Origin of the sequence: uncultured Thiodictyon sp., assembly GCA_903837595.1 — a bacterium.
Taxonomy (GTDB): domain Bacteria; phylum Pseudomonadota; class Gammaproteobacteria; order Chromatiales; family Chromatiaceae; genus Thiodictyon.
Genome location: CAILVI010000028.1, coordinates 1 through 19,635 on the forward strand (window position 1 = coordinate 1; position 19,635 = coordinate 19,635).

At 65.6% G+C, this 19,635-nt stretch carries 20 protein-coding genes; 9 read left to right on the top strand and 11 right to left on the bottom strand.

Annotated features, from left to right (window positions below; genetic code table 11):
• Positions 1-99: 99 nt before the first annotated feature.
• Positions 100-414: a ferredoxin III, nif-specific gene (gene fdxB, locus QZY44_RS01515; protein ID WP_295441294.1), complete on the top strand. Its 315-nt coding sequence runs from the start codon at positions 100-102 to the stop codon at positions 412-414.
• Positions 415-462: 48 nt separating this feature from the next.
• A complete protein-coding gene (locus QZY44_RS01520; protein WP_295441297.1) occupies positions 463-870 on the top strand; it encodes a hypothetical protein in 408 nt (135 codons plus the stop codon).
• Between the two features lie 196 nt (positions 871-1,066).
• On the opposite strand, the gene rlmB is transcribed toward QZY44_RS01520, so the two are convergent.
• The 4 genes from rlmB to lexA (QZY44_RS01540) all read right to left on the bottom strand — a co-directional run bounded on the left by rlmB (position 1,067) and on the right by lexA (QZY44_RS01540) (position 3,621).
• Complete coding sequence (rlmB, locus tag QZY44_RS01525; protein ID WP_295441300.1) at positions 1,067-1,822, bottom strand: 23S rRNA (guanosine(2251)-2'-O)-methyltransferase RlmB; 756 nt, start codon at positions 1,820-1,822, stop codon at positions 1,067-1,069.
• Positions 1,823-1,893: 71 nt separating this feature from the next.
• Entirely contained in the window at positions 1,894-2,394 is a 501-nt protein-coding gene (locus tag QZY44_RS01530) for a hypothetical protein (RefSeq protein ID WP_295441303.1), read from the bottom strand.
• Between the two features lie 105 nt (positions 2,395-2,499).
• Positions 2,500-2,820, bottom strand: a complete 321-nt coding sequence (locus QZY44_RS01535; protein WP_295441306.1) for a hypothetical protein — start codon at positions 2,818-2,820, stop codon at positions 2,500-2,502.
• Between the two features lie 330 nt (positions 2,821-3,150).
• On the bottom strand, positions 3,151-3,621 hold the full coding sequence (lexA, locus tag QZY44_RS01540; RefSeq protein ID WP_295441309.1) for a transcriptional repressor LexA: 471 nt from the start codon (positions 3,619-3,621) through the stop codon (positions 3,151-3,153).
• A 64-nt stretch (positions 3,622-3,685) separates the two neighbouring features.
• On the opposite strand from lexA (QZY44_RS01540), the gene lexA (QZY44_RS01545) reads away from it, so the two are divergent.
• The 3 genes from lexA (QZY44_RS01545) to QZY44_RS01555 all read left to right on the top strand — a co-directional run bounded on the left by lexA (QZY44_RS01545) (position 3,686) and on the right by QZY44_RS01555 (position 7,356).
• Complete coding sequence (lexA, locus tag QZY44_RS01545) at positions 3,686-4,315, top strand: transcriptional repressor LexA (protein WP_295441311.1); 630 nt, start codon at positions 3,686-3,688, stop codon at positions 4,313-4,315.
• A 186-nt stretch (positions 4,316-4,501) separates the two neighbouring features.
• Positions 4,502-6,358, top strand: coding sequence for an ExeA family protein (locus QZY44_RS01550; RefSeq protein WP_295441314.1), 1,857 nt, complete (start codon positions 4,502-4,504; stop codon positions 6,356-6,358).
• On the top strand, positions 6,355-7,356 hold the full coding sequence (locus tag QZY44_RS01555) for a general secretion pathway protein GspB (RefSeq protein ID WP_295441317.1): 1,002 nt from the start codon (positions 6,355-6,357) through the stop codon (positions 7,354-7,356). Before QZY44_RS01550 ends, QZY44_RS01555 begins: the two co-directional genes overlap by 4 nt.
• Positions 7,357-7,373: 17 nt before the next feature.
• Here the strand turns inward: QZY44_RS01555 and QZY44_RS01560 are convergent, their stop codons facing one another.
• Together QZY44_RS01560 and QZY44_RS01565 are read right to left on the bottom strand one after the other, a co-directional pair.
• Positions 7,374-7,715 (bottom strand): HPF/RaiA family ribosome-associated protein, encoded by a 342-nt coding sequence (locus QZY44_RS01560; protein WP_295441320.1) that lies wholly within the window; start codon positions 7,713-7,715, stop codon positions 7,374-7,376.
• 582 nt (positions 7,716-8,297) lie between these two features.
• Positions 8,298-8,861 (bottom strand): hypothetical protein, encoded by a 564-nt coding sequence (locus QZY44_RS01565; protein WP_295441324.1) that lies wholly within the window; start codon positions 8,859-8,861, stop codon positions 8,298-8,300.
• A 293-nt stretch (positions 8,862-9,154) separates the two neighbouring features.
• Here QZY44_RS01565 and QZY44_RS01570 point away from each other — a divergent pair, with 293 nt between their 5' ends.
• The 4 genes from QZY44_RS01570 to QZY44_RS01585 are packed head-to-tail and all read left to right on the top strand — an operon-like array spanning position 9,155 to position 11,972.
• A complete protein-coding gene (locus tag QZY44_RS01570; protein WP_295441327.1) occupies positions 9,155-9,655 on the top strand; it encodes a hypothetical protein in 501 nt (166 codons plus the stop codon).
• A gap of 30 nt (positions 9,656-9,685) precedes the next feature.
• The gene (locus QZY44_RS01575; RefSeq protein ID WP_295441330.1) at positions 9,686-10,405 is read left to right on the top strand and encodes a hypothetical protein; all 720 of its coding nucleotides are present in this window, start codon (positions 9,686-9,688) and stop codon (positions 10,403-10,405) included.
• Between the two features lie 9 nt (positions 10,406-10,414).
• On the top strand, positions 10,415-11,272 hold the full coding sequence (locus QZY44_RS01580; RefSeq protein ID WP_295441333.1) for an archaeosortase/exosortase family protein: 858 nt from the start codon (positions 10,415-10,417) through the stop codon (positions 11,270-11,272).
• Complete coding sequence (locus tag QZY44_RS01585) at positions 11,265-11,972, top strand: hypothetical protein (RefSeq protein WP_295441335.1); 708 nt, start codon at positions 11,265-11,267, stop codon at positions 11,970-11,972. Before QZY44_RS01580 ends, QZY44_RS01585 begins: the two co-directional genes overlap by 8 nt.
• An 880-nt stretch (positions 11,973-12,852) precedes the next feature.
• Here the strand turns inward: QZY44_RS01585 and rimK are convergent.
• The 5 genes from rimK to QZY44_RS01610 all read right to left on the bottom strand — a co-directional run bounded on the left by rimK (position 12,853) and on the right by QZY44_RS01610 (position 19,134).
• Positions 12,853-13,758, bottom strand: a complete 906-nt coding sequence (gene rimK / locus QZY44_RS01590; protein WP_295441390.1) for a 30S ribosomal protein S6--L-glutamate ligase — start codon at positions 13,756-13,758, stop codon at positions 12,853-12,855.
• A gap of 4 nt (positions 13,759-13,762) precedes the next feature.
• Positions 13,763-14,818 (bottom strand): hypothetical protein, encoded by a 1,056-nt coding sequence (locus QZY44_RS01595; protein WP_295441338.1) that lies wholly within the window; start codon positions 14,816-14,818, stop codon positions 13,763-13,765.
• 4 nt (positions 14,819-14,822) lie between these two features.
• Positions 14,823-15,353 (bottom strand): signal peptidase II, encoded by a 531-nt coding sequence (gene lspA / locus QZY44_RS01600; RefSeq protein ID WP_295441340.1) that lies wholly within the window; start codon positions 15,351-15,353, stop codon positions 14,823-14,825.
• A 241-nt stretch (positions 15,354-15,594) separates the two neighbouring features.
• Complete coding sequence (ileS, locus tag QZY44_RS01605; protein ID WP_295441343.1) at positions 15,595-18,426, bottom strand: isoleucine--tRNA ligase; 2,832 nt, start codon at positions 18,424-18,426, stop codon at positions 15,595-15,597.
• 186 nt (positions 18,427-18,612) lie between these two features.
• On the bottom strand, positions 18,613-19,134 hold the full coding sequence (locus QZY44_RS01610; protein ID WP_295441346.1) for a DUF29 domain-containing protein: 522 nt from the start codon (positions 19,132-19,134) through the stop codon (positions 18,613-18,615).
• Positions 19,135-19,635 lie beyond the last annotated feature (501 nt).

A 19,635-nucleotide genomic window follows, 5' to 3' on the forward strand; every position in this document is an offset into this window, starting at 1 on the left:
GCGCTCCCGGCGCGACTTTCGCGGTAACCACCCGCGGTGCGTTCCTCACCGCACCCTAACAACGAATCGCACCAAGACTTGAAGAAAGGTATACTGAGTATGAGCTCCATCACCGGCATCACCCGCGGCGGGACCAGTTGGACGCCCGCCTTCGTCGTCGACATCAACCAGGGCCGCTGCATCGGCTGCGGTCGCTGCTACAAAGTCTGTCCCCGCGACGTCTTTGAGCTGGTCGACCGGGACGACTTGGACCTGGAGGACGCGGACAGTGACGACGATGGCGACGACTTCGAGGAGGCCCCCGGCATGGTCATGAACCTCAAGGACATGCTGGACTGCATCGGCTGTGAAGCGTGTTCCCGGGTCTGCACCAAGAAGTGTCTGACCCATGCGCCCCAGGCGGTTGCGGCATGAGGGCGGTTCATGTGATGCGAATACTATTAAAAAAGAGAGGACGTTCCTATGCCAAAACCATACGCGCAGGACCCCTTCGGTAGCGCTGCCGCAGCCCAAGCACGCTACGCTCAGGTCGCTCCACTCGCCCAGTCGATCCGGGCCGCCCTGCGGGATGAATTGAAACGGCTCGGCTTCGTCGCCGGCTCAGTCCCGCTGGCGGATCCCGCCGCTGCCGATTATCACCTGGATCGCGATCCGGCCTCCGGTGAGCAGGACTTGGTCGACGAGTGGCGGGACTTCCAGGGGCAGCGGCAGGGCGTACTCGTGTTCCACGCCGACGGCAGCTTCTATGTCGAGCACGACGTGGTCCGTACCCACCCCCGGGACGCCCGCTGGTTTGTGGCGGCCGTCCACGCCTGGGGCCGGGAGCAAGAGATCCGAGCCGAGCCGCGGCTGCAACCTGGACCTGAGTGATCTTGGAGTTTGGTCGGGCGCGTTGCCCGGGAAACCAGTGCCGGGTGCCTCAAACAACCCCTAGTCACCTGATTGGCGATTTCCACAAATTCGCAGGCTGCTAAGGCTGCTGGGTATCGGTGCGACTGTAGGTGCGACTTAAGTCGCACCTACCGCCTATGCGAGGGTGGTTGGTGCCAGGTTTTCCGGAAATTCCCTAGACGCCAGCGGCGGCGCTACGCTGTCGTACCGCCTCAAAGAGACAGACCCCGGCCGCCACTGATATATTGAGGCTTTCCACCGTTCCCGCCATCGGCAGTCGGACCAGCAGGTCGCAACGCTCCCGGGTCAGGCGCCGCAGCCCGGTCCCCTCGCTCCCCATGACGAGCCCTATGGGCCCCTTGAGATCCGTGCCGTAGAGTTCGCCGTCCGCTTCGCCGGCGGTGCCGATCAGCCAGATGCCCCGTTCCTTGATCTGATCCATGGTGCGGGCCAGGTTGGTCACCTGGATATAGGGCACGGTCTGCGCCGCCCCGCTCGCCACCTTACAGACCACCGGCGTCAGGCCGACCGCATTGTCCTTGGGGGCGATCACCGCATGGACCCCGGCCGCGTCCGCCGTGCGCAGACAGGCACCCAGGTTGTGGGGGTCCTGGACCTCATCGAGCAGCAACAACAGGGGCGGACCGCTGACCAAATCCAGGAGTCCGTCTAAATCCCGCACCGGCCGGGCCGCCGGACTGCGCACCCAGGCGAGCGCCCCCTGGTGGTTGGTTCCCTCCGCCGCCTGGTCCAGCGTCGCCCGATCCGTCCGGCGGACCGGGATGCCGCCGGCGCGCGCGATCTGCGCCAACTCATTGAGCCGCCGGTCGCGGCGGCCGGACTCCAGCCACAACTCGCCGACCCCCTCGCTCCCGAACTTGAGTGCGCTGCGCACGCTATGGATACCGGCGACCGGTGCCAAATCGTTCAATACCAATACTCCAGTGAATCGCAGGCCCTGCTCCAGCAACGGTGCCGGACCTGGATAGACAGTGCCTTTCCTCAATCGGCGAATTGCCGCAAGGACTTCTTGAACTTGATATAGGTGTCGCGGTAACGGTCATAGGCCGCTTGATTGGCGTATTTGATGCCAAAGACCAGGCGGGTGTTGGTGGCGGGTGAGGACGTATCCTGGTAGGCCCGCGTATAGGCGTTATTCTTGGCCTGTATCGTGTAATAGGTAATGGCCTGGTTGCCGGCGCTCTTGGTTTCTTTGGCCCCGAGTGTCTCCGTGGCCGGATTCAAGGCGATCTCGCGGGGTTCACCGTTCCACTGCGGCGAGAACACATAGAACTCGACTTGCTTGTCCGGGGAGCGGAAAAACGCGCTATCGACGCCGACCTCTGGCGATTGGGCGTTGGTCGACGGCAGCGCCGTGAAGTTGGGTGGCACCCACACCTCGAACCACGCGCCCTTGAAGGTGGCGGCGTTGGACAGTGACGGCCAGGAGCTCAGGGAGAGGCCAAAAAAAACGATCGAAAGCAGTCTGTTGATGGCTTTCATGTGGTCGCTCCGGGCAATGGGTGGAGGGCTCGCCAATGAGCGCCGACGCGCCTGCAGTGGCGCGCTCAGTCATGACTCGCTAACCGGCCCGGCGTCGCCCGTTGGCTACTTAAGCTCGATTTGACTGAAGGCATCCATTTCCCCGGCCACATTTCCTTCGTTATCGTATTGCTTGCCTGTGTTAACGGTGATCCTTACCTGCCTGCCCTTGAACTTTGCCGGCATGCTGGTTTTTTCATTCCATTTCTGACACTGGGGGGCTGAGCACAGGCCAGCGCGCTCTTGCCCGTTGGCCGTCCTCACCGTCAAGTAACAGTTATCTCCGCACTCGAATCCGGAGATTACCCCTTCGATGATGGTTGGCTTGGCATTGACGGCGCCGGCGTAGCTGCTTGCCAACACGGCGAATAGCGCAAGGGTTCTCATTCTCATTCTGATGCCATGGTCTGCGCGGGAGTGCTTACGTGACCTCAAGTGGCGCTGCGGCGGTGGTGCCACCATGCGTTCGCACGGTCGCTAGCGCCGATCATCAGTGGCATGCGCCTTTTATCCGCGCACCTCGGCGTGCCCCGCCACCCGCGCTACCCGGTCAGGCGACGGCAACGGCCGAACACTGCCCTCGCCGCTTAAGTATCACCCCCCATGACATCGCGCAACCATGCCATGATTGAGTCGCGGCGGTGGGCGCTCCTACCTGCGTAGGAGCGGCCCCCCGGCCGCGACGGGTCGTCGCCAGGGTGGGCGGCCGGGTTATGATCAATGGCCCCCGCAGCGGATCACCCCGGAGACGATCCCGAGGATCTCCAACTCCTCGTGGCGCAGATAGATGGCCGCCATGGACGGATTGGCCGGTTGCAGCCGGATGCCGTCCGCTTCCACATAAAAGCGCTTGAGGGTCACGCGCTCCCCGTTGATCATGGCGACGACCGACTCCCCATTCTCGGCGCTCTGGCGGCTCTCCACGACGATGATGTCCCCGTCCTGGATGGCGTCGTCGATCATCGAGTGGCCGCGCACCCGCAAGGCGTAGCTGTTTTTGCGTACCATGTGGCGCGGCACCGTGACCGTGGCGTGATCCTCCGGGATCTCCACCGGCTGCCCCGCCGTGACATACCCGAGCAGCGGGATCTCCACGCCCGCCTCGCGGCCAAGGCACAGCGGCTCAAGGGCGGGATTCCAGGTCACATGGTGATGTTTCGGCAGGATGTAGGCAACGCTCGGATTCATTTGGTGTACCTCAGCGCAGGGGGGTGGATCGTTCTCGGTTCGCTCTCCAGTGAGACTAGCAGATATGATGAGAACAACAAGAGAACAAGTTGCGACACGACTCACCCCGCGTCAACAGGATGTGCTTGATTTGCTGCGTGAGAACGCCGCTGACCTGGCTCCAGCCCCAACGCTCGCCGGGTTGTGCCGGCTGCTCGGCCTGCGTTCGCGCGGGTCGCTGCATAAGCATGTGCAGGCGCTGATCGCTGCCGGCCTGGTGGAGCCGATCGCCGGGCGTTACCGCGGTATCCGCCTGATCCCACCCGCGCCTGCCGCGGACACCCTGCCGTTTCTAGGCAAGATTGCCGCCGGCCGGCCGATTGACGCACTGCCCCAGGCGGAGACCATGGAGGTGCCGCTGCACCTGCGCACGTCCCGGCCCTGCTATGTCCTGCAAGTCACGGGCGACTCCATGTGTGAGGCCGGCATCCTGGATGGCGACTATGTGGTCATCGAGCACCGCGAAGCCGCCCGCAACGGCGAGATCGTCGTGGCTCTGATCCACGGGGAGGAGACCACGCTGAAGCGGATCAGCCAGGAGCCCGGGCGGGTGACCCTGATACCGGCCAACCAGGCCCTGTCGCCGGTCAGCTTTGCGCCCGCGGACGTGGCGATCCAGGGCGTGCTGGTCGGACAGATGCGTGCATACCGTTGACGCCGCAGTCATCTGAATCGGCAAGGGTTCTACGGACGGCCCAGGCGTCGGCCGGGTCTTGACGCTGGGGCGCCCCTTCACTACCCTGCCTGAGTTACCGGGGGCCGCCCAGCCCTTGCCGTCGTGCGGCGCGGGCCGCACCGCCCGGTCGTCCCACGCACCCTTCATCAGTTTCAGGGCGCCATCGTGTATCCCAAGTATTTCGGACTCAAGGAGCCGAGCTTCTCCATCGCGCCGGACCCCCACTATCTGTTCTTGAGCGGACAGCATAAGGAGGCCCTGGCACATCTGCTGTATGGCGCCGGTGAGCACGGCGGCTTCGTGCTGCTGACCGGCGAGGTGGGGACCGGCAAGACCACCGTCTGCCGGGCCTTCCTGGAGCAGTTGCCCGCGGGCGTGGACGTGGCCCTGATCGTCAATCCGGCGCTGACCGCGGATGAGCTCTTGCGCGCGATCTGCGACGAGTTCCGCGTCCCGGTGCCAGCGGCTGAGCACTCCATCAAGCGGCTCGTGGACCGACTCAACGACTACCTGCTGGTCGCCCACGCCGCGGGGCGGCGCCCGGTGCTGATCATCGACGAGGCTCAGAATCTGCGCCCCAAGGTCATGGAGCAGGTCCGGCTGCTCACCAACCTGGAGACCACCAAGGCCAAGCTGCTCCAGATCTTTCTGATCGGTCAGCCGGAACTGCGGCGCATGCTGGAGCGCGAGAGCCTGCGTCAGCTCAACCAGCGGATCACCGCGCGCTTTCACCTGCGCCCGCTGAGCGCCGCCGAGACTGCCGCCTATGTCCGTCACCGGGTGGCGGTGGCCGGCGTGGACCGCCCGTTGTTTACGCGCAGCGCGCTGCGGCGTATTCATCAGGTCTCCGGCGGGGTGCCGCGGGTGATCAATATCCTGTGTGACCGCGCCCTGCTCGGTGCCTGTGTCACCCGCGCCAATCAGGTAACCTCCGGTGTGGTCGCCCGCGCCGCCCGGGAGGTGCGGGGGGAGGGTGGTCGGACCGCGCCGGCGCCTGCGGCGCGACCGGCCTTTGCCATGGCGGCGGCCTTGGCCTTGCTGCTGACCGCGGGTTGGTTGATCGATGAGCGGCTGGGCGGCGACCTGGGGCCCGCGCCGACCGGCCTGGGGCGAGGCCTGCCGGCTCCCCTGGCGGGGCCGGATCGCGCTCCCGCAACGGGCGCCGGGCCGGGCGGGGATCCACCCGTGGTCGTCGCAGCGCCCCCGGTCCCGACGGCCCCCGCATCGGCGGCGGTCGCGGCCGCGGTCTCGCCGGTTCCCCCGGTCGTGGCGTCGGCACCTACCGGGACTGCGGTCGCGCCGCTGCCGCGGGTCTCGCTCGCGGCTGCGGCGCCTGGCGTCGCGGCGCAAGACACCCTGGCTCGTGCCGCCCTTCCCGAGGAGGCGGCCATGCGCGTGTTGCTACGCCGCTGGGGGATCACGGATTCGCGCCTGGGGGCGGGCAACCCCTGCCGTCGGTTGGGTCAGTACGGGCTGCGCTGCGAACACGAAAAGGGTAAGCTTAGCCATGTCCGCTACTATGATCGGCCGGCACTGTTGCGCCTGGCGGACGTGGACGGCGCCTCGCGCTACGCGGTGCTGGGGACGCTTGATGAATCCTACGGGACGGTCGAGTTGCCGGAGGGCAGCGAGCAGGTCCCCATCGCCGGGCTCGAGGCGGCCTGGACCGGCGACTACATCGTCGTCTGGCAGTTGCCCCCCACCAGGGTCGGGGCCATCGGCCCGCGGGCGACCGATGAGTCCATCCGCTGGTTGCGCCAGATGGTGGCGGCGACTCCGAGCGGTCTTGCCGATAGCGGTGAGGGTCAGTTCGACGCCCTCCTGACGGCGGCGGTGCGCGGGTTTCAGGCCGCGCGCGGCCTGCGACCGGATGGTGTTGCCGGTTCCCGCACCCTGATACAGCTCCAAAATGCCGCGGCCCTGCCGAATACCCCCCGCTTGATGACGCCAGCCTTGGCCGCCGCGGTGGCGGCCCAGACGGTCCCGCCGTTGGCCGAGGCGACTGGTCCCGGTACCCCATGAGCTACATCCTGGAGGCCCTGCAGCGCTCCCAGGCGGAGCGGGAACTCGGGCGGGTGCCGACCCTGGAGGGTGCCGCCCTGCTGGCCGAGGCCCGCGCGGCACCGCCGCGGGCTCCCTGGGCGCTGGTCGCGGTCGCCCTGGCCGCGACCGCGGTGTTGCTTGCGCTCTATGCCGTCCTGCGTCCTCTGGACGGCGCGTCGGCGCCACCGCCAGGCGCGGACCCCCGTGCGCAGCTCGCTCCCGCCGCGTCCCAGCCCCGGATCGCTCAGATGGTCACGGCGGCGGGGCAGGGCGCCCCGGCCTCGCTCGCGCGGCCTCCGGCGGCGCGACCTGCGCCGGGTGCGCTGCCAGTGGATCGGGTTGCCGGTGGTATCCCCGGTCCGGCAGCGGTTGGTGCCCCGGGTCCGCTGCTGTCGGCCGGTGTGCCGCTGGTGGAGGCGCCCCCGCCCAAGGTCGGTCACCGGGGCCCCGCGGACTTGGCCGGCGCCGCTCCGCGGGACGCGGTGGCTGGGCCCGCACCGGGGGCGCGGGACGACGCGGACGCCCTGGAGTTGGAGCTCAAGCGTCAATTCGAGGCCGATCAGGCCGCGGCGCCGGATGCCGAGTTGGCGCCGCCGCAGGCGTTACGGCCAGACCCCGGCCCCACCCCGGTGCCGCAGGACCTGATCTCCGCGATCGACGCCTTCAAACATCAGGTCAAGGGCGGTCAGGGCCAGGCGAAAGACAAGGGCAAGCCGACGCCCCAGCCAGTGGTGGCAGCGGGCTCAGTGGCGGACCCGACTCAGCTGCGCCTGACCCGCGACCAGCAGGCGGCCTTGCCCACGTTCCTGATGAACGTGCATGTCTTTGACGTGGACCCGGGGCAGCGTTTCGTCCTGATCAACGGGCTGAAATACCAGCAGGGGGCCACGACGCGCGAGGGGTTGACGGTCGATGAGATCCGGGTGGATGGGGTGGTGCTGGCTCATCAAGGCCACCCGTTCTTCGTCCATCGTTAGCCGGGATTGCTCACGGGCTAGATCACGCCGATGCTTGCCATGCCCGGGGGCGTGCCGTCGACCAGGCGGCGACGCAGTCGACGCAGGCTGCGCTTGGCGGACCCGAAGACCTCGGTGATCGCCTCCGCCGCGTCCTTGCGGGCGTCCCGCACCACGAGTTGACGGCCTTGGCCTAGGTTGGCGCGCAGCTCGCAGCGCACCCGGTGACCGTGCAGGGGGTCGAATTCCTCATTGATACGCGCCAGGGCGTCGATCTGCTCATCCGGGAAGCGCAGGGCGAGCTTCTTGGCCTCGTTTTCGATCTGTCGGCGGATCGCCTTATCCAGGGCCAGGGTGTCGCCGCTGATCTTTATCGGCATGGGTGAGTGCTCCGAGACTTCATTGTCTTGTGGACGGTGTTGAGAGTGGCGTTGAGGATGGTGGTTGAGCCGTGGGGGACAAACATCACGGTGCCGGACCAGTCGGTGCAGCACGGCTGCCGCGGTGGGCGGGTCGGGGTTCATGGCGCCCAGGGCGGGAAAAAGGCCCGACGGGCGAGCAACAGCGGCCATGCGGCCGGTTGGTTCCCAGGGGCAACTCAGTCGAGCGGTGATGACGCTCTGGTGAAAACTCAATGGTTATGTCAACGCCCGCGAGGTGGAAGTGATGCGGAGTCAGGGGGGGTTGGGCGCTTGATCTGCGCCGTCGCCTCGGGTCTGACCTGACCCGCGACTTCGTTATAACCGGATCGCTTGTGTAGTCGCACCCCGGGCACACTCCCGGATCATAAGCCAGCGGCGGGCCTACAGTTGGCGCAGGGCCGCTGTCTGCGGCGCCAGCACGTCCCAGTCGGCGGTCCTGTTCGTGACCCGCCGCTCGACTCCCTGGCGCAGGGCCAAGACCTGTCGCAGTGAGACTGGTGGTAAGTGTACAGTAGGGCGGCGTCGTTACTCAACGAAAATTTACGCGAAGAGGTCCAGGAAGGCCTTGGCGAAGCACTGGTAGGCGGCTGGGGCGTCCTGGTCCATCACCTGATCGATCACCCAGCGGTTGTCCTGACCCGCGCCCATCAGGCACTGGACCTCGTACCCCAGTTGGCGCAGGAAGGCATAGCTTGGCCCTGCCGGCTCCAGTGGGTAATCCGCATAGTCGGCGGAGCGCCGGTTGAGCAGGTCGATGAATGCATTGGCGTAGTCGCCGGGTCCCAGCAGGTCCTGGCTGTTGTCCTGGAGGTGCTCCGCGAGCTTGCGGGCCAGCGCGGTGATCAGGGTGTGGCGTTGCCCCTCGCCATCATCAGGCCAGCGGGCGTGGGCGAGTCGGTCGGCGATCTGGACCAGAAAGGCCAGATACTCGGCAATCACCGCCAGGCGCTGGGCATCGTCGCGGTAGAGAAAGCGCTCACAGTGTAGGTTGATGGCCTTGTCCACGGCGATGCGCCAGGCGATGAAGGCCAGCGCCCCGGCGATCTCGGGAGCCGTGCGCGGGCTTTGCGCGTTCGACCAATGACTCTTGATACGGATGGCCATGCCGGACTCCGGTGGTTGCTGTAGGGTGCGGTGAGGAGCGCACCGCCGGCGACGCTGACGATCGGGTGTCGGCGCCGCTGCCCGTGGGCGCCGGCGACCTCCAAACCGGTCCACATTATCCATTTTACCCGGGGGAGGTTTCGGCTAAACTCCGAAAAAGAATCGGTGCCGACGCTCGCTCGCTGACCGCCGAGCTTGGTTTTCGTTGATGGGACCTCTGCCCACACCCGCGGTCAGAACCGGTCAACGCTGCGCTGCTTTGACCTTCCGCCAACGATGGGAGACCTGGTCCGATGCAAACGCACGTCGCAAAAAAGACGGTCAAGGCCACATGCCGCGCGGCCGGCCTGGCCGCTCTCGTCTGTCTGGGGCTTTACTCAGGGCCCGGCGCGGCGCTCGTGGTCTACATTCCCACGCTCGCGACGTCTTATGATATGGCTAGCCTGCCGGCAGCCAGCTTCACGGCCAATCAGGCATTGATTCAGAGTCAGGTCTGGTGGGGCAGTCAAGCCTTGGCGGCTGAATTTGCGTCAGCCGTACAGTCCGGGCTCGGCACGCCGAACGGGGGGACTATGGGGCCATTTTTTGCCTTCAGCGTCTCGGCTCCCTTTGTGACTTCGATGGGCTGGGACGGGACAGTGCCGACCCTCCGTAATATGCACCAAGATAGTGCCGTCTTTAGCTATGCCGTCGCCGTTCCAGCCCCCCTGCCCATCCTCGGCGTGGTGGCGGCCTTCGGCTGGAGCCGTCAGCTGCGCCGGCGCATCAAGGCCGCCCGCGCCGCCTCTGCCTGAAAACGCCACTGCCTGAAAACGGATCGGACCATGGTACCAATCGAAGCCAGCAATCTCGGATCGACCGGCTTGCTCTCCTACCGGCTGCGTTATGCGGCCTTTGCGCTGGTGGGGGTCTTTACCCTTTCCGTGCTGGCCGGGCTGATGCCGCTCCACCTGGAGAGCCGTGACTGGTATCTGAAGCTGGCGCCTCCGCTGATCAACAACTGTCCGATCGTTATTGCCGGTTTCAGCATTGCCTGGATTGCCATGTATGTCGATCCGGACGCCGACGCTAGCCGGAAATTGTTCAGTCCCTTGCTGCGGGCCGGGCGGGTCTGTTTCTTATTCTATGTATTGGTGGTGCCGATCCAGTTGTGGGGTGGGATGGCGTCCGTTTATGGGCTGTATGCGCTGGACGCCAGTCAAGTGGAGCGGCTCGGGGAGCAGGTGGCGGAGGTGAAGTCCCGGATTCAGGCCGCCGCGACGCCGGATGAATTGGCCGCCATCATCGCCGCCATCGCCGGTGCCAAGGAGCAAGACCGCGCCCTCGCGCAGCAGTCGCTGGAGCAACGCAAGCAGAAGGTCGTCGAACTGCTGGACACGGGTGTCAGCGGGCTGGAGCTGAAGCAGTCGCAAGCGCGCCGCGAGCGGACCTTGGGCATGGGCATCGAGAGTCTGCGCATCATCCTGGTCGCACTGCTGGTCGCATTTGCCTTGCGGCGCATGATCTGGCCGAAGAAGCCGCCGCCGGTACCCACCGTCGGCTGAGGATCGGCCATGGGGCGCTTCGCTCTGGCCGGCTCGGCGCGCGGGCTGTGGCTGCTGACGGCGACCCTGGTGGCGCTCAACAGTGTCGCCACCGGCTATTATACTCAAGGCTTGCGCCTGGCCTTGCTCACGGGCCTGGTGTGGGGCGGGGCGGTCATCTGCATGGAGGATCAGCTGCCCGACCTGACCCCGCGGCCGAGCCGATCCGGTTTCGTGATCGGGGCGCTCTTGCTACTGGCCGCCGGTTATCTCAGTGCGCAGTCGGCGCTCCCGGACCTGATGGTCTATGGGCTCGCGCTGCTGCAGGGCCTGGGTCTCGCCTTGCTGTGCGAGACGCCCCGTCGGCTGGGGCGCTTGCGCGATCCGCTGAGCGTGCTCGCCTGCCTGCCGATCGCCTTGCTACTGCCGCGTCTGCTGCCTGACGAGACGCTTGCCCGGGTCACCGCCGGGCTTGCGCAATTGGTCCTGCTGCTCGGTGGTATCGATGCCCGGGCCGATGGGCGCGAGGTGCTGGTCGACGGCGGCCGCATCTATATCTCCGGGGCCTGCAGCGCGAGCGAGATCATCGGTCTGCTCAGCGTCGTGGCGGTGATCTTCGTGCTTGCCTTTCCCTTGCGCCAGCGCCTGCTGCGCCTGCTGGTGATCGCCTCAGCGCCGCTCTTCGCGATTGCGGGTAATGCACTGCGCATTGCCTTGCTGGCGGCGATCGACGGCAGCGATTTTTCCCGCAAGCAGCAATGGTTCCTGTTCTTTCACGAGGAAAACGGCTCGCTGATCTTTGCCGCACTGACGGTATCCGTCTTTGCCTGGCTCTATCTGCGGACCCTGGAGCGGCAGCTCGCGATCCCTGGATCAGGCGATGTCTAACCCCGCGCCCGCCCTGCGCATCGGCCTGGCGGTGATGGCCACGCTTGCCCTGTTGGCACTGTTGCACACGCTGGTCCTCAGTGACGCGCCCACGGCCAATGATTCGCCGCCGGGCGTGCCCGCGTTACCCGGATATCGGTTGGACGCCCTGCCGGGCGCCCCGGCCTGGGCGGGTCGAGACCATGCCTACAGTGCAGTCACCCGCTATGCCGGCGTGCCATTGGTCGGGGGTGACGAGACCTTCACGCTCACGCTCATGGCGGTGCGCGGCCGCCGACACGAGGCCCTTGAGCTCGGCGCGCTCGCCAGCCAATACCCATCCATCCGGCTCCAGGACCAGCAGACGCGCTCCATCCGCAACGCGCGGGCACCACCCGCCGAGCTGGCGATCGGTCTGATCGGGGATGCGCCGGCACTGCAGACCTGCATCGTGAAGGGCGGTCGGGCCGCGGTGACCCGGGAGCAACTCCTTCAGTTGATTGACCTGGAGCGCCAGCGTGACCCGCGGCATTGGATCAGGCAGGGCCTGGGGTTGAACCCTCAGCCGCGCTGGGAGTGTCTGCTGATCTCAATCAGCGTCGCACCTCATCCCGCCGCAGAGGCGCGGTTGTTGGCCCTGTGGGAGGCGGTTTACCAGGCGCTGGCAACCATGCGGCCCGCCCCCTGGCCCTTTGCGGCGGTGCCGGCCGGCGGGCGTTAGGCGGTTTGAGGCCGGACGCGACCAAGGGCGTCGGGGCGCAAATGCCGCTCGGAACGCAGGGCTTGTGCCTCATGAGCTCGGTGTTGTAGGATTTAGGTGTGGTAGCCTGAGGGTAAAGAGCCCCAAGACAAAGTGGTCACCAACTTTTGCGTCATTTATTATAGAGTATGTAAAATGACAGCACAGACAGTGGCGAGGCTCCAGCGCGGATTACTGACAGGCGTTGCGGCGCTGGCGATGGTATTGGCGCCGGTATCGGCCTCGGCATTGAATATTGTTACGAATGGTAACTTTGCCGGCTGTGTGGACCTCACTTGTGCCCCCTGGTCATTGGTCAACGGGACGAGCGGCGGCGGGTTTGGCAATTACTTCCCTGACTCGTATTACAATGGCGCCACTACACCCGATCCCGCGCAATACCCTGTTCTATCGCAAGTCCTTAATACGGCGCCTGGTACCAGTTATATAATCAGCTTTGATCTAAATGACGGTGGATCTCCCGGTCAGCCATTCGCGGCTTACTTTGGCGGCGACACGCTATTGGCCGGGGGCACGCCGGATACCGGCAATGTCTTTCAGACCTTCACTTATTCGCGTTTCGCGACCGCTGCTTCAACGACATTGTCTTTTACCGGTAGCAATCTACCTGGCTATTGGTATCTGACCAACGTGTCTGTCGCCACACCTGCACCGCTGCCAATCCTGGGAGTGGTCGCGGCCTTCGGCTGGAGCCGTAAGCTGCGTCGGCGCATCAAGGCGGCGCGGGCGGCCCAGGCGGCCACCGCCCGATTTTTCAGTTGGTCCGGTTGCCGCGGACGGTCAAGGGCGGGGCCGCCGGCGTTGAGGCGGCCCGCGTCCAGGGGGCATGCGCCGGGGAGGATCAGCCCGGCCGATGCGGCCGGGTCTTGGTCAGGGCGGCGTGCTTCTCCAGATGCTCGACCATCAGGCCGGCGATGTCCTTGCCGGTGGCGCCCTCGATTCCTTCCAGCCCCGGGGTGGAGTTGACCTCCAGCACCAGCGGCCCGCGCTGCGAGCGCAGGATGTCCACGCCGGCGACGCTGAGCCCCATGATGCGGGCGGCGCGCGTGGCGATGGAGCGCTCCTGTGGGGTGATGCGGATCAGGCTCGCGGTGCCGCCGCGATGCAGATTGGAACGAAACTCACCCGGTTTGCCCTGGCGCTTGATGGCGGCGACCACCCGCTCGCCGATCACAAAGCAGCGGATGTCCGCCCCCTGGGCCTCCTTGATATATTCCTGGACCAGAATGTTGGCGCGCACTCCCATGAAGGCCTCGATCAGTCCCTTGGCGGCGGCCTCGGTCTCGGCCAGCACCACCCCGATCCCCTGGGCGCCCTCCAGTAGCTTGATCACCAGCGGCGGACCGCCGACCATCTTGATCAGGTCCTCGATATCGTCCGGGGCATGGGCATAGCCGGTGACCGGCAGCCCGATGCCCTTGCGGGCGAGCAGTTGCAGTGAGCGCAGCTTGTCGCGGGCGCGCACGATGGCCACCGACTCATTGAGTGCGCACACCCCCATCATCTCGAACTGGCGCAGCACCGCCGTGCCGTAGAGTGTGACCGAGGCGCCGATGCGTGGGATCACCGCGTCAAAGCCGGTCAGTTCCTCGCCCTTGTAGTGGATGGACGGGGCGTGGGTGGTGACGTTCATATAGCAGCGCAGTACATCGATCACCTGGACCTCATGCCCGCGCAGCGCTGCGGCTTCCACCAGGCGGCAGGTGGAATTCAGCGTCGGGTCGCGCGACAGGATGGCGATCTTCATCGGCTCAGGCGTTGACATAGCGTTCTGCCTGCCTCTCACGCTCCTGGTCCGTGATCAGGTCCGCCCGGGCGAAGCGCACCATGAGGACCATCCGGCCAGCGCGCTCGCCGCGGTAGGCGCGCATGAATTCGATCTCAGTGGTGTCAGATGCCCCTTTCCGGTCTGGCCGTACGATGTTCAGACGGTCCAGACGCACCCGTTCCGGTCGGGCCGCGATCAGTGCCGTCGGGTGTTCGAGCAGGGCGGCGAGTCGCTCCAGATAGTCGTTGAGCGTGGTCAAGCCCTGGTGCGCCTCGGCGAGTTCTCGTTCCAGTTCGTGGACCTGCCGCCCGGTGATGAGATACTCGGTGGTATGGGCGCTGCCACCGTCGCGCAGGATCTCCAGGCCGTGGGTCGCGGGGCTCAGGACCTTTTGTTTGATCCGCATGATCCGCAGGCCGTCCTCCAGTTCGCTGATCCGCGCCTCCTGGCGCCCGATCTCCTGCGCGGCGAATCCCACCAGTGCATCCATGATGGCCTGGGCGGTCCTGGTCCGCACCGCCTCCGGACTCCCCGCGCACAGCACCACCTCGATGTTCTCGAAGCTCAGCGTGGTCTGCGCGATGTCCCGCTGAAGGGTCTCCCCGCTCAGATCCATGCCGAGTTGCTTGCGAAACGCCGGCTGAGCCAGCAGGATCGCATAACAGTCGCTCGTCTTCAGCGCAGTGCGCTCCATATAGTCGCGACAATCGCTGCTCGCCAGCTCCCAGCGGATGCGGCTCGGATCGCTGAACAGTGCACGCAGCAGCGGGTCGCTGGACCAGGTCTTGGGGCTGACGGTCACGGGTCCAGGGATGCGCCAGGCGAGTTCCTCGCAATAGTCGAGACAGCCGGCCACAGTGTCGTGCAGGCGGTTGCGGTAGCCGTTGAGCCCGCGAATGCGCGGATTGGCCTGATCGACGGCGCGCTCGATGGCGAGCCGGATCGTGTCCTCACGCAGTCGCCGCTGCGCCACCCTCAATCGCTGGCGCGACCAGTGTTCTTGGACGACGTGACCGAGGTCTTGCCAGAGGCTGCTCATCGGCTCAAGGGCGGGTGTCGTTCCCGACGGGGGGCCCGGATGGAGCCGATTCCGTGCGGTCTTCGGCCACAAACAGCGTGTGAATGATGAGCACGACCACGCCTGCGGTGATGGCGCTATCGGCAATGTTGAAGGCCGGCCAGGGATTGAATAGCGGATAGGGTATCCAGGGCAGCCAGACCTGGATGAAGTCTACGACATGGCCGAGCAACACCCGGTCGATCAGATTGCCGATGGCGCCGCCGATGATCAGTGCCAGGGCCGCCGCCATGAAGCGCTCCCGGGGGCGTAACCGCAGCAGCCAGGCCACCAGCACGCCGGTGACGATGAGCGCAAAGGCGGCGAACAGCCAGCGCTGCCAGCCCCCGGCGTCGGCCAGAAAGCTGAAGGCCGCACCGGTGTTGAAGGCCAGGGTCAGGTTCAGATTGGGGACCACCTCAACGACCGTGAAGGGTGCGATGGAGCCCAGTACCAGCCATTTGGTGGCCTGGTCCAGGACGATGACGAATAAGGAAAGCCAGAGCCAATGTTTCATTAAAGAATCCGTGTAGAGGGTTTGGGCGCAATACCGTTTAAGTTAAGCTGGGGAGCGCCGATATTCTGTCGGCGACGGCGCGAAGCGCCGTTGGGTCCTCGCAAGAGCAACGCCCTTTGCCATTAACCGCGAAGTCGCGAACCGCCTGCGGCGGTTGGCCGACAGAATGTCGGCGCTCCCAGGCAGAACGTCCGCGCCCCAGCCCAGTCTCTGGAGCGGTGTCATTTGCGGCTAAATTTCTTTACGCAAAGTGCCTGACCTCGCCCGCTCCGGCCACATTTTCCACGCAGCGCCCGCACAGCTCCGGGTGCTCGGCATGGGTGCCCACGTCGGGACGATGGTGCCAGCAGCGTACGCACTTGACGTTGGTGGAGCCAGTTACCGTGACGGCGAGGGTAGGGTCGTCGGTATTGATGGCGTCGCTCGGTCGATCGGCGAACGGGTGTAGGCGTACGTCAGAGACGATCAGCACGAAGCGCAACTCGTCCCCCAATTCTCTCAGCGTGTCCAAGAGGCCTGAGTCGCAATAGAGGTCCAGTTCTGCGTCCAGGGATGAGCCGATCCGGTTTTCCTTGCGCGCTGCTTCCAGGGCTGGACCCACGGCTTGCCGGGTTTCGATCACGTATTTCCAGAAGATGTCGTCGAGCTGGGTGACCTCGTCCAGGGGTACCAACCCCTCATACCAGGTCGCAGTGAACACCGACGCGGCGCGTTCGCCCGGCAGATAGCCCCAAATCTCCTCGGCAGTAAACGACAGGATCGGTGCCAGCCACCGGACCATCGCCTCGGCGATGTGATACATGGCCGTTTGACAGGAGCGGCGGGGCCGCCCGTCGGTCTGGGTGGTGTACTGCCGGTCTTTGATCACATCCAGATAAAAGGCCCCGAGGTCCACCGCGCAGAAGTTGTGGACCTTCTGATAGATCAGGTGGAACTGGTAGTCGCGGTAGGCCGCGATGATCTCCTCTTGCAGTTGCCGCGCCCGGTCCATGATCCAGCGGTCCAGGGCCATCATGTCGGCGGGTGCCACCTGATTCACGGCGGGGTCGAAGCCGGCGAGATTGGCGAGCAGGAAGCGGTTGGTGTTGCGGATGCGCCGGTAGGCATCCGCGGTGCGCTTCAAGATCTCGTCGGAGACATTCATCTCGGTGCGGTAGTCGGTGCCCGCCACCCACAGCCGGATGATGTCCGCCCCCAGGGTCTTCATCACGTCCTGGGGCCGGACCACGTTGCCCTTGGACTTGGACATCTTCTCGCCCTTGGCATCCACCGTGAAGCCATGGGTCAGCACGCCGCGGTAGGGCGCGCGTCCATGCATGGCGACCGAGGTCAGCAGGGACGATTGGAACCAGCCGCGGTGCTGGTCCGACCCCTCCAGATACAGGTCCGCCGGAGACCCCAGGTCCGCGCGGCGATCCAACACGCAGGCGTGCGTGACGCCCGAGTCGAACCAGACGTCCAGTGTGTCCTGCACCTTCTCGTACTCGGCGCCTTCCGCCTCGCCCAAGAGCGCCGAGGGGTGCAGCTCGAACCAGGCCTCAATGCCCTTGCCCTCTACCCGCCGCGCGACCTCCTCAATCAACTCGGCGGTGCGCGGGTGCAGCGCCCCCGTGACCTTGTGGACCAGCAGCGCGATGGGCACGCCCCAGGTGCGCTGGCGCGAGATGCACCAATCCGGGCGCCCCTCCACCATGCCCTCGATCCGGCCCTGGCCCCAGTCGGGCGTCCAGGCGACCTCGCCGATCGCCTCCAGCGCGGCCGCGCGCAGACCCTGCTTGTCCATACTGATGAACCACTGGGGCGTGGCGCGGAAGATAACGGGCGTCTTGTGCCGCCAGCAATGGGGATAGCTGTGGTTGAAGCGCTGTTCGCGCAGCAGTGCACCGTGGGCCTTCAACACCTCCACCACATGCTCATTGGCCTTGAAGACATTCTCGCCCGCGAAGAGCGGCGTACCGGGCAGGAAGCAGCCGTTGCCGCCCACCGGATTGTCCACGGCCAATCCGTAGCGGCTGCCGACGATATAGTCCTCCAGACCGTGACCGGGGGCGGTATGCACCGCGCCGGTGCCCGCCTCCAGGGTCACATGCTCGCCCAGGATCACCGGGACCTCGCGGTCGTAGAAGGGGTGGCGCAGGCGCACCCCCTCGAAGTCCGCCCCGCGCGCATAGCCCAGCACCCGATAGCGCTCGAAGCCCCAGCGGTCCATGGTGTCCTTGAGTAGCCCCTCGGCGACGATCAGGCGCTCCTGGTGGTGGTCGGTCTCCACCTGGACCAGGACATATTCCAGTTCCGCGTTCAATGCCACCGCCTGGTTGGCCGGCAGGGTCCAGGGCGTGGTGGTCCAGATCACGAGCGACGCCGGACCCTCACCGCAGCCGTTGGGTGAGCCGTGGCAGCGTGCCTCAAGCACCTCCGGTTCGACTAGCGGGAAGCGCACGTCCACCGCGATGGACTGCTTGTCCGCATATTCCACCTCCGCCTCGGCCAGGGCCGAGCCGCAGTCGATACACCAATGCACCGGCTTCTCACCCTTCACCACATGGCCGTTGGCGATGATCTTGCCGAGCGCGCGGATGATGTCCGCCTCGCACGCAAAATCCATCGTCAGATAGGGCCGCTCCCAATCTCCGAAGATGCCCAGGCGCTTGAAGTCGGTGCGCTGGCCGTCGACCTGCTTGGCTGCGTAGTCGCGGCAGGCCACGCGAAACTGCGCGGCGGTGAGCTTGTGTCCGGGCTTGCCCTGCTTCTTCTCCACCTGGAGTTCGATCGGCAGCCCGTGGCAATCCCACCCTGGGACATAGGGCGCATCTAGCTCATCCAGGGTGCGGGACTTGACGATGATGTCCTTGAGCACCTTGTTGACGGCGTGACCGATATGGATCTCGCCGTTGGCATAGGGCGGGCCGTCGTGCAGGATGAAGCGCTGCGCGCCCGCGCGGGCGGCCCGGACCTGTGAATAGATATCCAGCGCCTCCCAGTGCTTGAGAAGCTCCGGCTCGCGCTGGGCCAGATTGGCCTTCATCGGGAAGTCGGTGGTGGGTAGATTGAGGGTGTGTTTGTAATCAGTCACGCGTTTGCCTTTATCTTCTTTTTCCCACGCTCCCGCGTGGGAAAAAGAGTGTCCTTCTCGCTCCCACGCTCCAGCGTGGGAGCAAGTACCGACGCTCCAGCGTCGCGTGGGTGTTCGGGCCGCTGGAGCGGCCAAGAGTGTGTTCCCCTGGGCAGCGTGGGGAACAAGAGTGTACTACCGGACCGCCTAGCGACCGTTCGGCAACCAGCGGTCATCAAATGCGTGCTCCACCGTGTATGGGCAGACCGGCGGAAAGGTCTCTTCCGCAAGATCGGTCTCCCGTGCAGCCGCCAACGTTGCATCGCCATAGGCGTCTTCCATGGCCTGATCGAGCCTGGCCGTGAGGCTCGGGTTTTGATCGACATGGCGCCTGAGTTTTCGGCGCTGCTCCCGGATGGTCAGTTCCCAACTGCGGCCCCGGCGTTGCGGTTGAAACTGCCATTTCAGCAGATGCAGCAAGAGCACGGCGAGGCGATTTTCCAGCTCCCGCAATTCGCTCTTGCCCATGCTTTCGATTTCCTCCGCAATATGCTCGATATCCGTTTGAGCCAGACGTCCCGACCGCAATAGTGCCGCCTGACTGTTGGTCCAGGCAAAAAAATCCTGTTCATAGAGAGTCTTTGCGTCGCTGCCGTCGCCCGCGGCGACTCCCCCGCGGGATGCCGGTCGCGGTGTCGCGGTGGCCTCGCGGCCCTTGATGGTCTGCATGGCGGGCGCTCCCAGTAAAACGGTCGGCCAAGTCTAGCCCGGTCGGGCGGGTGGTGTCTCGCTCGATACCGGGCAAGTATTGCGCCGAGGCAATTGTCGTCGCCTGGGTGCAGCCGCAGCGTAAGCGAATGATCCGTCGCAAGCCGTTGATTTATAATCTATCGGCGAGATTGCGCAGTTTATCCCAAAAGGACCATGATGCCCCCCCTAGTCTTTGCCATCACCGGGATGATATCCAAATTCCGCCCACCCCGTAGGAGCGGCCCCCTGGCCGCGACGGGCCGGGCGAGGTCCGGAGTCTCAGTGGCCTATCAGGTTCTCCAGCCGGAAGACCTGGTCCTCCTCGCCGCGGCCCGCTTTCTCGAAGCCCGGTGGGGTCCGCTGTGCGGACCACCGGCCTTGCAATCCGTGCAGTGACCGGCACTATGCCCAAGTCCGTCTGCGCGTCTGGTGCTGTTGGTTGACAAGACGCCATCCGGCGTCGATCCTCATCCCCCATGA

Bases quoted from the DNA above. Each gene is read 5' to 3' on its own strand.
- QZY44_RS01575 (WP_295441330.1), top strand. From the start codon at position 9,686: ATGGTACCAATCGAAGCCAGCAATCTCGGATCGACCGGCTTGCTCTCC.
- QZY44_RS01570 (WP_295441327.1), top strand. From the start codon at position 9,155: ATGCAAACGCACGTCGCAAAAAAGACGGTCAAGGCCACATGCCGCGCG.
- QZY44_RS01580 (WP_295441333.1), top strand. From the start codon at position 10,415: ATGGGGCGCTTCGCTCTGGCCGGCTCGGCGCGCGGGCTGTGGCTGCTG.
- QZY44_RS01565 (WP_295441324.1), bottom strand. From the start codon at position 8,861: ATGGCCATCCGTATCAAGAGTCATTGGTCGAACGCGCAAAGCCCGCGC.
- fdxB (WP_295441294.1), top strand. From the start codon at position 100: ATGAGCTCCATCACCGGCATCACCCGCGGCGGGACCAGTTGGACGCCC.
- QZY44_RS01535 (WP_295441306.1), bottom strand. From the start codon at position 2,820: ATGAGAACCCTTGCGCTATTCGCCGTGTTGGCAAGCAGCTACGCCGGC.
- QZY44_RS01585 (WP_295441335.1), top strand. From the start codon at position 11,265: ATGTCTAACCCCGCGCCCGCCCTGCGCATCGGCCTGGCGGTGATGGCC.
- QZY44_RS01530 (WP_295441303.1), bottom strand. From the start codon at position 2,394: ATGAAAGCCATCAACAGACTGCTTTCGATCGTTTTTTTTGGCCTCTCC.
- QZY44_RS01610 (WP_295441346.1), bottom strand. From the start codon at position 19,134: ATGCAGACCATCAAGGGCCGCGAGGCCACCGCGACACCGCGACCGGCA.
- rimK (WP_295441390.1), bottom strand. From the start codon at position 13,758: ATGAAGATCGCCATCCTGTCGCGCGACCCGACGCTGAATTCCACCTGC.
- lspA (WP_295441340.1), bottom strand. From the start codon at position 15,353: ATGAAACATTGGCTCTGGCTTTCCTTATTCGTCATCGTCCTGGACCAG.
- QZY44_RS01560 (WP_295441320.1), bottom strand. From the start codon at position 7,715: ATGCCGATAAAGATCAGCGGCGACACCCTGGCCCTGGATAAGGCGATC.
- lexA (WP_295441309.1), bottom strand. From the start codon at position 3,621: ATGAATCCGAGCGTTGCCTACATCCTGCCGAAACATCACCATGTGACC.
- QZY44_RS01520 (WP_295441297.1), top strand. From the start codon at position 463: ATGCCAAAACCATACGCGCAGGACCCCTTCGGTAGCGCTGCCGCAGCC.
- QZY44_RS01595 (WP_295441338.1), bottom strand. From the start codon at position 14,818: ATGAGCAGCCTCTGGCAAGACCTCGGTCACGTCGTCCAAGAACACTGG.
- QZY44_RS01555 (WP_295441317.1), top strand. From the start codon at position 6,355: ATGAGCTACATCCTGGAGGCCCTGCAGCGCTCCCAGGCGGAGCGGGAA.
- lexA (WP_295441311.1), top strand. From the start codon at position 3,686: ATGATGAGAACAACAAGAGAACAAGTTGCGACACGACTCACCCCGCGT.